12 protein-coding genes are annotated in these 15,438 nt (G+C 59.4%); 1 reads left to right on the top strand and 11 read right to left on the bottom strand.

Annotation, left to right across the window (positions count from 1 at the left end):
* Positions 1 to 184: 184 nt before the first annotated feature.
* From DW925_RS01620 to DW925_RS01600, 5 genes are all read right to left on the bottom strand, one after another.
* Positions 185 to 1,006, bottom strand: coding sequence for an HAD family hydrolase (locus DW925_RS01620; RefSeq protein ID WP_117790226.1), 822 nt, complete (start codon positions 1,004 to 1,006; stop codon positions 185 to 187).
* Between the two features lie 224 nt (positions 1,007 to 1,230).
* Positions 1,231 to 2,511, bottom strand: coding sequence for an MFS transporter (locus DW925_RS01615; RefSeq protein ID WP_158565721.1), 1,281 nt, complete (start codon positions 2,509 to 2,511; stop codon positions 1,231 to 1,233).
* 393 nt (positions 2,512 to 2,904) lie between these two features.
* A complete protein-coding gene (gene mobB, locus DW925_RS10335) occupies positions 2,905 to 4,200 on the bottom strand; it encodes a molybdopterin-guanine dinucleotide biosynthesis protein B (protein WP_117790224.1) in 1,296 nt (431 codons plus the stop codon).
* A 4-nt stretch (positions 4,201 to 4,204) separates the two neighbouring features.
* Entirely contained in the window at positions 4,205 to 5,260 is a 1,056-nt protein-coding gene (gene moaA, locus DW925_RS01605; protein ID WP_233503793.1) for a GTP 3',8-cyclase MoaA, read from the bottom strand.
* Between the two features lie 235 nt (positions 5,261 to 5,495).
* Positions 5,496 to 6,533, bottom strand: a complete 1,038-nt coding sequence (locus tag DW925_RS01600; protein WP_117583355.1) for a hypothetical protein — start codon at positions 6,531 to 6,533, stop codon at positions 5,496 to 5,498.
* Positions 6,534 to 6,849: 316 nt separating this feature from the next.
* On the opposite strand from DW925_RS01600, the gene DW925_RS01595 reads away from it, so the two are divergent.
* Positions 6,850 to 8,196, top strand: a complete 1,347-nt coding sequence (locus tag DW925_RS01595) for an MATE family efflux transporter (protein ID WP_117583356.1) — start codon at positions 6,850 to 6,852, stop codon at positions 8,194 to 8,196.
* A 155-nt stretch (positions 8,197 to 8,351) separates the two neighbouring features.
* Here DW925_RS01595 and ligA read toward each other — a convergent pair whose 3' ends face one another.
* The 6 genes from ligA to DW925_RS01565 form a co-directional block, all read right to left on the bottom strand.
* A complete protein-coding gene (gene ligA / locus DW925_RS01590; protein WP_117583357.1) occupies positions 8,352 to 10,580 on the bottom strand; it encodes an NAD-dependent DNA ligase LigA in 2,229 nt (742 codons plus the stop codon).
* 248 nt (positions 10,581 to 10,828) lie between these two features.
* The gene (locus DW925_RS01585; RefSeq protein WP_117628959.1) at positions 10,829 to 12,292 is read right to left on the bottom strand and encodes a S1C family serine protease; all 1,464 of its coding nucleotides are present in this window, start codon (positions 12,290 to 12,292) and stop codon (positions 10,829 to 10,831) included.
* Positions 12,293 to 12,464: 172 nt separating this feature from the next.
* Complete coding sequence (locus DW925_RS01580; protein ID WP_117628960.1) at positions 12,465 to 13,049, bottom strand: hypothetical protein; 585 nt, start codon at positions 13,047 to 13,049, stop codon at positions 12,465 to 12,467.
* A gap of 3 nt (positions 13,050 to 13,052) precedes the next feature.
* Complete coding sequence (locus tag DW925_RS01575; RefSeq protein WP_117648531.1) at positions 13,053 to 13,409, bottom strand: hypothetical protein; 357 nt, start codon at positions 13,407 to 13,409, stop codon at positions 13,053 to 13,055.
* Between the two features lie 8 nt (positions 13,410 to 13,417).
* Positions 13,418 to 14,545 (bottom strand): hypothetical protein, encoded by a 1,128-nt coding sequence (locus tag DW925_RS01570; RefSeq protein ID WP_117790223.1) that lies wholly within the window; start codon positions 14,543 to 14,545, stop codon positions 13,418 to 13,420.
* Between the two features lie 184 nt (positions 14,546 to 14,729).
* Complete coding sequence (locus tag DW925_RS01565; protein ID WP_006234733.1) at positions 14,730 to 15,392, bottom strand: response regulator transcription factor; 663 nt, start codon at positions 15,390 to 15,392, stop codon at positions 14,730 to 14,732.
* Between the last annotated feature and the right edge of the window lie 46 nt (positions 15,393 to 15,438).

Genomic DNA, 15,438 nt, shown 5'->3' with positions numbered 1-15,438 from the left:
TCATTAACCGGGATGAATATCCTACCAAATTGATGAGAATATCTTTAACCCATCGGTGGTTAGAAGCATGATGTTCAGACAACTATATTTGAATTTTCGCGCAGATTTTAGGCATCATTTCGCCCAAATCGCCTGAGGCCGCCACAAAGGTGCCTATTGCCTTTGTGGTGGCTCTCCCCAGGCGCTACAGAAGATGTTCCTCGATAAAGATCGCAATGCCGTCTTTGTCGTTGCTGGCGGTTACAAAATCGGCGGCGGCACGAGTGGCGTCGCTGCCATTTGCCATGGCCACGCCCACGCCGGCGTCAGCCACCATGCAGGTGTCGTTATCGGCATCGCCAAACACGCAGATGTTCTGGAGCTCCATGTCGTTGAGCTCCGCCACGCGCACAAGGCCGCGCGTCTTGGACACGCGCGGATCCATGAACTCGTAGAGCCGCTGCGTGGTTTGCAGAGCCGCCGCCTTAACGGTGTTATCGGCAAACGTCGACGCCCGCTCAATCACCCGCGGCATTACCTCGGGCGCCATGGTAAACATCACCTTGGGCTGCGGCTCGCGCAAAAACTCGGCGAAATCGACCACCTGGTAGGGCACGCCGTCGACGCGTGACAGGTGCTCGACGCACGCGTTGCTCTCGGGCACGTAGAACACGCCGTCTCGGGGGCAGACGGGCGTTGCCGGAAGGTCCGCCATGTGCTTGCAGATGCGCGCGATAGTCTCGCCCGGCAGCGGATAGCTCAGCTCGTTGATGTCGTGCGCGCGGTCGATGACCTCGGCGCCACCGCAGCCCACGAGCACGTCCACCAGGCCTTCGATGCCCCAGAGCTCGTACATGGCCTCGGTCGCGTGGGCGTCGCGCCCGGTGCACAGGCCAAAGAGCACGCCACGCTCGCGCAGGGCGCGGATCGCCGCCACGGTGTGCGGGGACACCGTGTGCTGGCTCGTGAGCAGCGTACCGTCGATATCGCAGAACACGGCTTTGATGTGGCTGAAGGTGGTGTCCATGGGGGCCTTTCTGGGTTGTGCGGCGGTGTGGGGTGTATTCGTGAACGGCGTACATGGTATACCTAGGCGCAAGCGCGGCCCGTCAAAGCAAAAACCACCACAAAGGTGCCTGGCTCCTTTGTGGTGGCAGGATCCGGGGGTGGCCTGGCCCGGGGCGCAAACCATCACAACATTCGACGTTTTTCGGCAAAATCGCAATTTTCATCGAATGTTGTGATGGTTTCTTACCGCTTTACGGCACGTTCTAAATGCCTGCGACCAAACAGCAGCAACGCCGCGGGGACCGCCGTCACGACCATGCCTGCCCCCACGAGTGTCCGTTGTACGCCAAATGTTGCCGCCAGCCACGGGGCAATTGCCAGAGGGGCCACGCCAGCGAACATATTGCCAAAGCCCATGACCGAATTGACGCGACCAAGCTGCTCGAGCGGAGCCGTCGTTTGCACAATGGTGTTGTGGAGCGGGTTGACGACACCCCAAGCAATGCCCAGGGCGATCTGGCCGACGAGGGCCACGCCCACGTACGGCGTCCCCACATAGAGCAGACTTCCCAGGCCCACGGACATGAGCGCCACGAGCAGCGTTTTAAGGTTGACCAGGTGCGGCGGCAAGCGGAGCGCGAGCACGGCACCCAGCACCGCGCCCACGCCCGAGGCCGACGAGAGCCAGCCCATCCACTCAACGCCGACGCGTAGGACATCGCGATAGAAAAACGACTCGAGCGGATCGAAGGCTCCGTAGCCAAAGTTCGAAAGAAAAATGATGCAGAAAAGTAGCGCGAGGACGCTGTTGGTGAAGACTGTCTTGATGCTGGCTGCGAAGGTGGCGCGGGCGGACGTGCTGGGGTTGGAGCTTTGTCCCGCACGCTCCCCTTCCTCTGTCGAATCGGCATCCGCATGCCCGGCGACATGGCTGGTCTGCGGCCTAAAGCCCCAACCGGCGACGAACGCCAGCACGGTAAAGAGCATCATAAGCACGAACACCGCACGCGACGACGCAGCCGCCGCGACAAAGCCGCCCAGCGTGGGACCAACGATGATACTCACGTTTGAAAACATGGCGATGGCGGAGTTGATGTCTTTGAGCTCGACAGGATCGTCGGTGAGGTAAGCCGGATAGGATGTGGCGATGGGCTGGGCGAATCCCATCGTAAAGCCCAGAAACACCGCGCCGAGCAGGACGACGCCGGTCGCGCTACCAAAGGCGATGATTGCCGTGCCAGTTGCGAGCGTGCCGACGATGCTCAGCAAGAAATGGCGGCGCGGACCCCATGCGTCGAGCGCAGCGCCGCCCGCAAAGGATCCCAGGATCACGAAAACGTTCATGAACAGGACGGCCAGCGATGTCGCGACGACTGAGGCATCGTCTGCATAGGTGAGCGTTCCGATGACGCCGATAAAGTAGCTGGTCTGAAACCCGGTGTAGATGAGAAAGCGCATCGCTACCAGGCGCTTGGCCTGCATGGACAGCGAAGGTTGAGGTTTTGAGAGAAGAGATGCGAGCATGGAGACTCCTTGTTTCATACGAATACGGGCGGTGGGTATTCGCCACCGTCTGTCAAATCAATCTATCCGCATGATACATTAAGGACGCATCAGGACCCTTCTCTCCGTTTTTCGCTCAGTATGAACTACTTGGTAGATTGTAAGGCATGTCCCACACATCTACCAAAGTAAAAACCACCACAAAGGTGCCTGGCCCCTTTGTGGTGGAAATGACGTTTGCCCAGATAAAACCTGCCAAAACAAACCTGTCCCTTTTTGGCATGTTATGGCAACGCAGCGAGCCGGTTCCAAGTGCCCCAGGTCGCCCCGAAAGAGGAGCGACGCGTACTTTGGTACGCGAGCGACGGCTTGAGGGACGAGATGGGGTGCTTGGGGCCGGCGCAGCGTCGAGCCTTAAAGATGATCTTGGATAAGATCGCAGATGGCTCGGGCGTCGTTGATATTGATGGCTCGGGTCGCTAAGCCGGCGTCGAATGCCTGGCGTGCCAGGGCCTCGTTGCAGGCAAGGGCCAGCGTGTGACCGTCGACCAGGTCGAGCGAGCTCTTGCCGCGTAGACGGTCGACACCGGAGCGCGCGACGACGATGTTGTCGAAGCCCTCGGTCTTGTAGCCCTCGATGATCACCACGTCGACATCGTTGTAACGCGACAGCAGCTCGCGCGCGGGCATCTCGTCCTCCTCGCGCGTGTCGGCGTACTCCGCCCAGCGCGTGGCGCAGATGAGGCCCACGTGCTTGGATCCGGCCTGGTGATGGCGCCAGGTGTCCTTAGCGGGCACGTCGATATCAAAGCCGTGGTGCCCGTGATGCTTGAGCGAACCCACGCGCAGGCCGCGGCGGGTGAGCTCGGCAATGACCTTCTCGACGAGCGTGGTCTTGCCCGAGTTTTGGTAGCCGATAAACGCGATCGCGGGGACGGCCGGGGTCAGGGCCGCAGGCGCGACGGCGACGGGTGCGCTCGCGATCGCGGCACCGTCAGCGGCCACGGCCTCAGCAGCAGCGGCCTGACGCTCTGAACGATCCCACACGCCCGAGCGGCCACCTTCCTTGTGCAACAGGCGCACGTCGACAATCTCCATGCCGCGATCGACGGCCTTGCACATGTCATAGATGGTCAGGCACGCGGCGCTCGCGCCGGTCAGGGCCTCCATCTCAATACCGGTCTTGCCCGTCACGCCGGCTGTGACCAGCACATGAAAGCCGACCTGCCCGTCCGCGCGCGACGGCGCCCAGCCCTCGGGCACGTCCTCGACGGGCGTCCCCGCCGGCGCGATGGGCGCAATGTCGCACTTACTCTTGGTAATGAGCAACGGATGGCACATGGGGATGATGTCGCTCGTGCGCTTGATGGCCATGATGCCCGCCACGCGCGCGCAGGCAAGCACGTCGCCCTTTTTGGCGCGGTCCTGCAGCACCATGGCTTGCGTCTCGGGATGCATGAGGATGGTGCCCTCGGCGATGGCGATACGATGGGTCTCGGCCTTGTCGGACACGTCGACCATGCGTACCTCGCCCTTGGCGTCCACGTGCGTCAGCTCGTCGCGACGGGCATCACGGGTGGGCTCGGCTGCAGCGCTGGAAGTCGGCTGTGCGGCAGTGACAGCATCGCCAGCCGCAGCCGTGACTTTGCGGGCAGACATCGCGGCCCTGCGAGCGGCCTTGGTGGCATCGGCGTACCTGCTCTTGGCCATATGATCATCCTCCGATTTGGGACATAAATCGTTGCGTGCCCTCAATTATCGCGTGTTCCTGCGGTTTGTGGGCGACGGCATCGCGCCAAATCGAAAGTACCTGCATATCATCACCACGGCGCAGGGCGTCGCGCACCGAATACTCGGCATCGCTGAACAGGCACGGACGCACGTTGCCATCGGCCGTCAGGCGCAGACGGTTGCAATTCGCACAAAAATGGTTAGACATGGCGCTAATAAAGCCGACCGTTCCCACCGCGCCCGGAAAGTGCCAATAGCGCGCAGGGCCCGCACCGGCAGGAGCGTCGTTGATGTCGAGCGGCTCGAGCTCGCCCAGACCCACCGCGGCGGCCCCGGCATTGATGCGCGCCCGCAGCTCGTCGCTCGGCACGGTATCGCTCGCATCCCACAGCGCCGGATTGAGCGCGGGCGCATGCGGGTCCACAGCGCAATGCGAGCTCGTGTGCTCGTCGCCAATAGGCATGTATTCGATAAAGCGCAGGTGAATGGGACGGTCGATAGTCAGACGCGCGAGAGCCGCCACATCCTGGTTGAGTCGGCGCACCACAACGCAGTTGACCTTAACGGGCTCAAAGCCCCAAGCCAGCGCCGCGTCGATGCCAGCCACGGTCTGCTCGAGTCGACCCAGGCGCGTGATCTTTCCAAAAAGCGTAGGGTCGAGCGTGTCGAGCGAGATGTTGACGCGGTTAAGCCCCGCGTCTTTGAGCTGCGGCGCCAGCTTGGGCAGCAAGGCGCCGTTGGTGGTAAGCGAGATGTCCTCGATCTGCGGGATCGCGCGGATGTCGCGAATAAGCGGGATGATACGGCGGCTGACCAGCGGCTCGCCGCCCGTCAGGCGCACGCGGCGAATGCCCTCCCCCGCCACCAAGCGCACAAAGCGGGCAATCTCCTCGGCGCTGAGAAGCTCATCGTGTGCGCGGGGTGCCACGCCATCGGCCGGCATGCAGTAAATGCAACGGAAATTGCACTTGTCGGTAACGGCAATGCGCAGGTAGTTGATATCGCGGCCAAAGCCGTCATGTTGCACGTGCCCGTCCACGCAGCCCTCCCCTCACGCGGCGTTTTATTCTTCGGAAAACATAATACCCCACGGGAGAATCCTGCCGACACCCGTACGACAGGACAGGTCGCTTCGAGCAAGACCGGCTTCCCAAGCCCATCCTCAGCACGCAAACCATCACAACATTCGATGCTTTTCCCGATTTTGGCAAAAAACGTCGAATGTTGTGATGGTACGCCTACCCGCAGCGCCCCGCAGAAGGACCAAAGCGCCCCTAAAGACCGCTGTCCCAGTGCCGAATCACGAATTCTCGCAGGTCGTTCTGCCGCTTTTGGAACGCTTCGCTTCGGTCGCACTTAAGGCCTATCGCGAGTGCGATGGCGTTCATCGCCCGGTGCAATTGCAGCTGATGGGCAAACTGAGTCCCGGTGAGAACGATCATCCTAAAGCCCAGCGCGCTCAGCACGGTCATGCGCTCCGCATCCGACGCGCTGCGCTGTTTATCAAGATGGTCCGAACCGTTGTATTCAATCCCCGTACCGCTCGCAGGCGCATATACGTCGATCTCGAAAAACCCGGCCTTTGCGAGATACTTGAACTCGTTGGGAACATCGACCCGATGGTTGAGCTCAACCTTGACGTATCCTAGCCCGCCCTGGGAACGTTTTGCTACGACCATGATTGTGGTAGCCGTCTCCATGGGCGATCGCGCGCCATCGTGCACGCGCTTGAGCACGGCGGCCGCGCGTATGGCCCCCTGACGAGATCGGTTCTCATTGCAATAGGCAATCAAGTCGGCAACGGTATACCTCTGCCCCATCTCGATATAATCGCCTGTCGACAGATGATTCAGATGGTATCGGGCACAGATTTCGTAGCCATATTCCAACTGCTCGGGCTCGCTCATCCACGAACCCGCCTGGACAAAGCACATGACCTCATCAACCACCAGAAGGCCCTCTGCCACCTCGATAAGATGCCCTGGAGGTACCGGCGCCCCAAACACATGGCACCTAAATCCAGCCGGCGTCGAGCGCTCAAAATCGAAGTTGACGAGCGTATCGATATGATTGAGCTCTTCTCGTGGAATACCAAGCGAAACCAGATAGTCAGTAGCGATCCCAACTGCCGTCGAAGCCCTCAGCCCCTTGGCATCGAGTCCCAATTTGGGCAGGCTCGCGGTCGGCTCCGCCTCGTTAGCAAGCGAGTCCTCATCGTATAGACTGCTTGCTCGCGAGAGCGGCTCGGACGGGCGCGCCACGTTGTGGTACAGCCAGGCAGTCTTATGGGACAGGACGATCGGCAGGTCCATGAGCCCTCCAATGGAGTCGGATAACCAACCTTATTCCCCTGCCCACGGGTCCGCACACCTTCGTGCGCAAGAAAGCGATTCCACCCGGTCGAGTGGTAGAAAAACCATCACAACATTCGATGCTTTTCCCGTTTTTGGCAAAAAACGTCGAATGTTGTGATGGTTTGAGGCGAGGTGAGGGGCACGAAGAGGTCAAAGCATTGTGCTCGGAGCGTGACTTTTTCACCCCGATGCCAGCACAAACCTTGACTCTACAATCGTTGTAGGGTTTTCACTACACTGGTACGTAAACAAACCCAGCCAGAAAGCCCCGCCCATGGAACACGACCTCACACGCGGCAATGTCCTCAAGACCATCGCGGTCTTTGCCCTGCCCTATATGCTCTCGTACTTTTTGCAGATGCTCTACGGCATGGCCGATCTGTACATGATGGGGCAGTTTAGCGGCGCTGCCGGCATCACCGCCGTGGGCAATGGCGCGCAGACGCTCTATATCATTACCGTGGCGCTTGTGGGCCTGGCCATGGGAACGACGGTCATCGTCGGCCACGCCGTGGGTTCGCGCCGCTTTGACCGCGCCGAGGCTGCCATCGGCAACACCATCACGCTCTTTATGGGCGTCTCGGTGGTGCTGGCCGCTGTCCTGCTCGCACTGTGCCCGCAGATCGTGGCACTCATTGGCACGCCAGTCGAAGCGGTCGAAGGCACTGCCGCCTACCTGCGCATCTGCTTTGTCGGCATTCCGTTTATCGCCGCATACAACATCCTCTCGGCCATCTTTCGCGGCCTGGGCGATTCGCGCTCGCCCATGTACGTGATCGGCGTGGCATGCATCATCAACATCGCACTCGATTTTCTGTTTATCGGCCACATGGGACTCGGTCCCGTAGGCGCGGCACTCGGCACGGTAACCGCCCAGACGGCAAGCGTTGCCCTTGCGCTCGTGTGGCTCAAGAGCCGCCGCACGAACATTCACGTTAAGCGCAGCGACCTGCGTCCCCAGCCCGAGGTGCTCGGCAGCATTCTTAAGATCGGCGTGCCCGTGGCCGTACAGGACGGCTGCATCCAGGTGGCGTTTATGTTTATCACCGTCATCGCCAACCACCGAGGGCTCGTCGACGCCGCCGCCGTGGGCCTGGTCGAGAAGATGATCAGCTTTTTATTCATTGTGCCGAGTTCCATGGGCGCCACCGTCAGCGCACTCACGGCGCAAAACGCCGGCGCGGGCAAGGGCGACCGCGCGCGTCAGGTGCTCAAGGACGCCATGACGATCTCGGTAGTGTACGGCTGCCTGATCACGGTGCTGATGTGGCTGGTGGCGCCGGCGTTTATCGGCTTTTTTGCCAAGGACGCTGCAGTAGTCGCCGCCGGCACCGGCTATATGCGCAGCTACATTTTCGACGCGATTTTTGCCGGCATCCACATTTGCTTTAGCGGCTTTTTCGCTGCATACGGCAAGAGCTACATCGGCTTTGCGCACAACGTGCTGGCGGTGGCGCTCATTCGCGTGCCGGGCGCGTGGCTGCTGTCGAACGCCTATTCCGATACGTTGTTTCCCATGGGCATCGCTTCGCCGTGCGGGTCCATTCTGTCGGCGGTCATTTGCGTGATTGCATTTACCGTACTCAACCGCCGCGGGGCTTTTGACAAGTTGGTGGCGTAGCGGGGCAACGCGAGATTGCCCTGATCGATGACATCATCAGCGACGACCCGGCAACCTACGTGACGCAGATCACGGTGCCGGTTGCCCCAGCAAAGTAAGAACCGCCCGGAAGGCATCGTGCTTCCGGGCGGTTCTTCAATTTGGTTATCGACGCCTTAAGCCTCCGGCACCTGACCAGTCGCCAGGATCTGCTCGAGGGCGTCCTCGTCCAGCACGGGTACGCCCAGCTGCTCGGCTTTGGTGAGCTTGGAGCCCGCTTTGGGGCCGGCAACCAGATAGCTCGTCTTCTTGGACACGCTGCCCGAGACCTTGGCGCCGAGCACCTTGAGCGCCGCGCCTGCCTCGTCGCGGGTGCGGTTGACGAGCGTGCCGGTGAGCACGAAGGTCAGACCCGCGAGCGGTTGTGCATCGGCGAGCTCGCCCGCCACGCCCGCGTCGGCTGCGGCTTGTGCATGCGCGGCGCCCAAGTCGACCTCGAGCGACAGACCCGCCTGGCGCAAACGCTCCAGCACGGCAAGGTTTTCGGGCACGGCCAGGAACTGCTTGACGCTCGCCGCAATCTTGGGACCGATGCCCTCGCACTCGGCGATGTCCTCTTCACTCGCCAAGATGAGCTTATCAATCGACAGGAATCGCTCGGCGATGACCTCGCCCACGCTCTTGCCCACGTGGCGGATGCCCAGGGCAAACAGCACGCGACCGAGCGGCTGGCTCTTGGACTTGTTGAGCTCGGCGATGATTTTCTCGGCCGTCTTGAGGCCCACCGGGATGGGGTCGCCCTTCTTGACGCCCTTTTTGCTGTTGGAGCTAGCGTACACGCGCCCTGTGTCCAGGCCTGCGATGTCGTCGACCGTGAGCTGGTAGAAGTCCGCGACATCGTGGATCAGGCCGGCAGCGATCATCTTGTCGACGATCTCGTCGCCCAGGCCGTCGACGTCCATGCAGCCGCGGCTTACCCAGTGAAGCAGGCGCTCCTTGAGCTGTGCGGGACAGTCGATGGACACGCAGCGGTAGGCAACCTCGCCATCCTCGTGGACCACGGGGCTACCGCACACGGGGCAGACCTCGGGCATGTGCCAGTCGACCGAATCGGCCGGGCGTTTATCGAGCACCGGACCTACGACCTCGGGAATCACGTCGCCCGCCTTGTGCACGATGATAGTGTCGCCCTCGCGCACGTTTTTGCGACGGATCTCGTCGATGTTGTGCAGCGTGGCGCGCGCGATGGTGGAGCCGGCAACCGTCACCGGGTCGAACTCGGCGACCGGTGTGAGCACACCGGTGCGGCCCACCTGGATGCGAATCTCGCGCAGGACGGTCTGCTTTTCCTCGGGCGGGAACTTAAAGGCGATGGCCCAGCGCGGTGCGCGGGCGGTAAAGCCCAGGTCGAGCTGCTGCTGGAAGCTGTCGACCTTTACGACCACGCCGTCGATGTCGTAGTCCAGGTCACCGCGGTGTTCGAGCGCCTGGGCACAGAACTCGTGGACCTCGGCGGGTGTGGCACAGCGAGCCACGTTAGGGTTGACGCTAAAGCCGGCGCTACGCAGCCAATCGAGGAACTCGCGCTGGCTGTGGACGTGCAGCGGATCGGTATCGGCGATGGCATAGATAAAGGTAGCGAGATCGCGGCGCGCCGTGACCTTGGGGTCCTTTTGGCGCAGGCTGCCGGCGGCAGCGTTGCGCGGGTTGGCGAAGGGGTCGCGCCCCTCGGCATCGGCCTCGTCGTTCAGGCGCACAAAGCTGCCCTTGGGCATATAGACCTCGCCACGGACCTCGATGGTGCGCTCGCGGTCGGCGCCCATGTGGGCGAGCGCCGGCTCGGACAGGTGCATGGGCACATCCTTGATGGTACGGACGTTGAGCGACACGTCCTCGCCCGTGGTGCCATCGCCGCGTGTGGCTGCGCGTACGAAGGTGCCGTTTTGGTAGGTAAGCGCCACGCCCAGGCCGTCGATCTTAAGCTCGCAGGTATAGGTGACGCTGCCGGCACCGAGCGCATCCTCGGTGCGCTGGAGCCACGCGTCGAGTTCGTCCAGATCCATGGCATCGTCCATGGAATACATGCGCGCCATATGCGTGACCGGCGTAAACTGCTCGCTCACGTACCCGCCCACGCGCTGGGTATAGCTGTCGGGCGTCACCAGGTCGGGGTAGGTGGCCTCAATTTCCTGCAGCTCAACGAGCATCTTGTCAAAGGCGGCGTCCGTGATCTCGGGCGCATCGAGCATGTAGTAGCGATAGGCGTGGTAATCGAGCTCGTGGCGCAGCTCGGCCGCACGCGCTGCCGCCTGGGCACGGGCATCGGCCGGTACGGCGGTATCCGTGCTCGCGGGCGTTTCGGTATCGATGTCCACGCCGTCACCAAACAGGCTCGATTGCTCCATAGCGGCACTCCTTCGCTCGATTTCAAACGGATACTAGAGTACCACCGGTCGCAATGAGGCCGAATAGCGGTCTCGAACCGCACCGAATCGGCAGCCGCCAGACTGGGGTGGATCGCGCGATCAAACCATGCCCCTGTCAGTTCCAAATGATCCGTTTTCCTCCGTCCCCAACGGATCAATAAGAAAAAAGGGCTGTCCCACGTTGATGGGACAGCCCCCCCTGGCCTCGATATGTGCGAAACGGCTCGCTAGTAACCCTGACCGTAGCCTTGACCCTGGCCCTGCTGGCCCAGCAGCTCCTCCAGGTACTGGCGCAGCTGTTCGTCGGTAATACCGCCGTTGCCGGTGTCGGTCGCGCTGTCGTCCTGCTGCTGGTTCTGCAGCTCCTCGTCGGAGCCCAGCTCGACGGTAACCTTCTTCTCTTCCTTGCCGCGCATGAGCGTGATCTCGACCTTCTCGCCCACCTCGTGGCTGCGCAGCGCGATGATCAGGCCATCGGCGCTCGAAATCTCATCGTCGCCCAGCTTGGTAATGACATCGCCCTCTTGGATGCCGGCCTTGGCGGCAGGACCGTCCTCGACGACGCTTGCCACGTACGCGCCGCTATCGGTGCTCAGCTTGTTAGTGCGAGCATTGAGCGCGTTGACGCTCGAAAGCGTGGCGCCCAGGTACGGATGAACCGGCGTCTTGCCGTCGATGATCTGGTCGGCAATGTTCTTGGCATAGTTAACGGGAATGGCAAAGCCCACGCCCGAGCTGGAGCCCGAGTAGCTCTCGATGAGCGAGTTGATACCCACCAGCTCACCGTTGTCGTTAACGAGCGCGCCGCCGGAGTTGCCCGGGTTGATGGCGGCATCGGTCTGGATCATGTTGGCATAGATGGTGTTACCGTTGGTAGAGCTCATGGCCGTGGAGCGATACAGCGCCGACACGATACCCGTGGAGACAGACTGCTCGTTGCCGAACGGCGAGCCGATCGCCATGACCCACTCGCCCACGTTGAGCTTGGAAGAGTCGCCGATCTCGATCGGCGTGAGCTTAGAGGCGTCAGCATCCTTGAGCTTGATGACGGCTAGGTCGCTCGAAGCATCGTTGCCCACGAACTCGGCCTCGTAGGTGGTGCCGTCGTCCATGGTCACCACGTACTGGTCATAGCCATCGACCACGTGGTTGTTGGTGAGGATGTGGCCCTCGGTATCGAGCACAACGCCCGAACCGACGCTGCCCGAGCCGTCCGACTCGTCGGCAGACTGCGAAAGCGAGCCATTCTGGCCGCCGCTCGAAGTGGCGGTAATGGAAACCACGGAGGGCAGCGCCTTGGCAGAGACGGCCTCGGCCAGCGTGGTGTCCTCGGAGTCGATCGTAATCTTTTGCGTCGATGAACCCGAAGCACCCGCCGTCACGGCATTCTTTCCGCTGCCAATGTTGAGCGTGCCACTCATAATGAGCGCAATGACCAGCAGGGCGCCGCATGCACAGCCGGCGAGCGCCGTAATAAAGATCGGCAGCTTTTTGGTCTTAGTCTTGACCACGGTGTGCTTGTTTACAACCTGCTGGCTGCCCAGCGGCTTTCCGGTCTGCGTGTCGTAGGCCTGCACGTAAGGAATGTTACTGCCATCGGCAGGCGTCGACTCCACCTGCACGCGCGGCTGCTGCTGGGTCTCGCCGGCGTTGCCCGCATCCTGGGGACGCTGGGAATCGTACTCGCTCATAGCTGCGATCCTTTCGTCAAATAACCAAAGGCCCGCCAAACATGTGGCGGGCCATCATTGTTCACGTTGAGTTGTACCCCAAGCTGGGCAGTCCCGAGCACTAGATGCCAAGATTTCAGCTTTGCTTAAGTAATGACATGCTTATAGGCCAATTCGTTTTATGCCGTCATGTCTATTCGATATAACAGTCGATAGCAAAGCTATATGTTGAATCGTTAATGAAGTCCGTAATCGTCGCGCCCATGCCTGATCCGCACGTCCACTTATCCTTCTCCGCGTCGTATGGCGTTGGCCCCCACCCCGTTTCATATGATGCTTCGCCTTCTGCGAAGTAGTTCATCACATATTTATCTTTCTGCATGAGCGCATACCAAGCGTTTGCATACATCACAAGCGGATCGATTTGGACTATCGAGTACTTTCCGGAACGAATCTCAATTTCTGTTTTATCGTTATAATAAGCGACTGTGAGCTCAATCTTGGCAAGCAGCGGCAACGTTTCATCTGATTCCCTCTGGATTGTTATGACATCACCGGCCATAGCGTCGGCAGACACAGTTTTGCTCTCTGGCGTGAAAATAGTCTCTCTGCTTCTTGTTCGCGTTTTTTCATTGCCATTTTCATCTCTGACCACCGTGTCGACCACGAGCGTCAATCGCTTCTGAGCGTCCGGCAACTCCACGGCTTCTGCCATCCCGGCTCGCATCAAAATAGGAGCCCCCGCCATCAGACCTAAGAACTGCTTTCTATCAATCATTCTTCATTCCCCTTGTCTACTTGATTTGACTTTCTCAGCTGAATGGGGATACAGAACAGTCCCGTCAAGTTCCTTATCTTCCACAAAAACTAGAATCCATTTATCACCTGCTTTCAACCCTGAGACATATCCGGAACTTGACTTACGGCGCATATCGATTCTCTTACGGCAACCACTTGGCATAAGCGCCTCAAATTGCCCGTTATGAACATCCGATAGAGCGCGCACCTCGACTGCAACAACCGTGTCGTTTTCTCCCCCATTAGTCGCCCTTAACAGAAAGAAGCTCGCTGCGGTGAGCAAAGCAAAGGAAAGCACCAATAGGAGCATTGCCCTTCGAATGAACTTGTCGCCGTTCACGAGTACAATCAACCCTTGCAATATGTGCCATCGTGAGACGTGTAAATTGATACGTCATATGGAAGAAACTGTAGCTGGTTTGTCCATCCATTCCAAACAACAAGCAGGTACTTCTTGGCATTCGAGTATGTGTTATGCATTGCCACGTAGCCCACAACTGCCATTACGTGCCCGCTGCCATTTGACCGGAGCCTTCCAGAGAAAATACTCAGATTCCCCGAGTCGGTATTCACCCTAAAGGAATCCCATGACGGATACCAAACGAATGACGTCTCAAGCTCCTTGCCTCGTCTTGCACAAAACTCCTTTAAGGCCGGAGCGGGTTTGTCAGGAGAAGTCTTGCCTTGAGTAAAGTACAGACCAGTCGCTTGATCATATTTCTTTTCTTCTTCTTCCCATGTCCCCGACAGCCTCCAAAGCTCCGAGTATAAATCGGACAATTTAAGGCGGTTCAAAGTCACATAGTGACTGCTAACTGCAAACATTGCCGAAACAGCGCAAGCATAAGTCCCCGTTTCTTTGATAACTTCTGTTTGCGTTGGCGTTATTATTCCCGAAACCGTTTTGCTCGCATCAACAACATATCCCTGTTTATACAAATCCTTGGCAGATACAAAAACGTCATCGAAATGTTCCGGCGATCCGCTGCGATTGCCTCCCGAGGACAATTTATTTGGTACTTTTTTTCCACTTGCGTCTAAAACAATGTTTTTATCTAAGTCGGCAACGCCAACAGTTAGCTCGTCAATCTTTAACGCAACGACGTTATCCGAGGATGCGAGGAGTGCAATTTCTTCGCTTGCACTCTCGATAGGTAAAAGAGCGTTCGGAGCCAAGCAGTATTCGCTGATCCACCAAGATCGCTCTGAATCAAATACGACGTAGCCATAGTTAACGTCATCCCGCTTCGCACGAACGATATACCCGATTGATTCCCCATCGGAATTCACCATTTTTACTGGGTCACAAGCGGTCACCGGCTCATCCGATACATCATCAAAGAAAGCCTGCGCTTGCTCCACAGCTATTTGCGGTGTGACACGGACCAAGTCGTCGTCTCCAAAAACCAACCTTGGAGACATCAGGGCGGCAAGCAACACTATGAATCCGACAATCACCTTTCTCGAATAACGCATTTCTTCCTCCATCCGTGTAGTAGGGAGATACGGTAACTAGATGATATTTGCTAGATAGTGTTATACGTTTGATATTGTTTTTACTGACACACTTTTAATCGGTGAAAGGTCTTCTTTTCGCCCTAAACGAGAAAAGGGTACTGGTGAAATCTCCGGTACCCTCACATTGCCCTCTATTTACTTGCTAGTCCTTAAACAGATAACCCACGCCACGGACGGTGGTGATGTGTGCCGCAATCTGCGGGCCCACCTTGGAGCGGATGCGTCGAATGTGCACGTCGACGGTGCGCGTGCCGCCGCAGTACTCAAAGCCCCACACGCGGTGCAGCAGCACCTCGCGGCTGTAGGCACGGTTGGGGTGCGTGGCCAAAAAGCTCAGCAGCGAGTACTCCATCAGCGTCAGGTCGATGGGCTCGTTATCGAGCGTCACCTGGTAGGTAGCCAGGTTGATCTCGAGGTTATCGATGTTGAGTACATCGTCGGCGGTGACGGTCTCCTCCTCGCCCATCAGGCGCTGCGCACGAGCCTTGAGCTCGTTGGGCGTCGCCGTGGGGCATACAAAGTCGGCATGCGCGTGATTGGGCAGGCGCAGGGTGCCGAGCGCCTCGTCGTCGACGATCACCAGCATGGGAACGCCGCCGCGATCGTCAAGCCACTTGGCGATCTGATCGATGCGGTCGCTACGGATGCCATCGGAATCGAGAATCAGCAGGTCAAAGTCGTGCGCCGCAGTTGGCGAATCGGGGGTGGCCAGACTCACCTCGACACCCAGGGTGGTCGTCAAGCTGCGGGCAAACTCGTGGAAGCGCGTCGTGCGCGCCATGAACAGGGCACTCTTTTCGGACATATCGGCCTCCAAAGAAATGAGCTCAATCGTACTGGGACAAGCCAGC

Source organism: Collinsella sp. AM43-1 (assembly GCF_003467925.1).
Classification (GTDB): domain Bacteria; phylum Actinomycetota; class Coriobacteriia; order Coriobacteriales; family Coriobacteriaceae; genus Collinsella.
The sequence above is the reverse complement of the archived record's forward strand: the minus strand, read 5'-3'. Positions and strand labels throughout refer to the sequence as shown.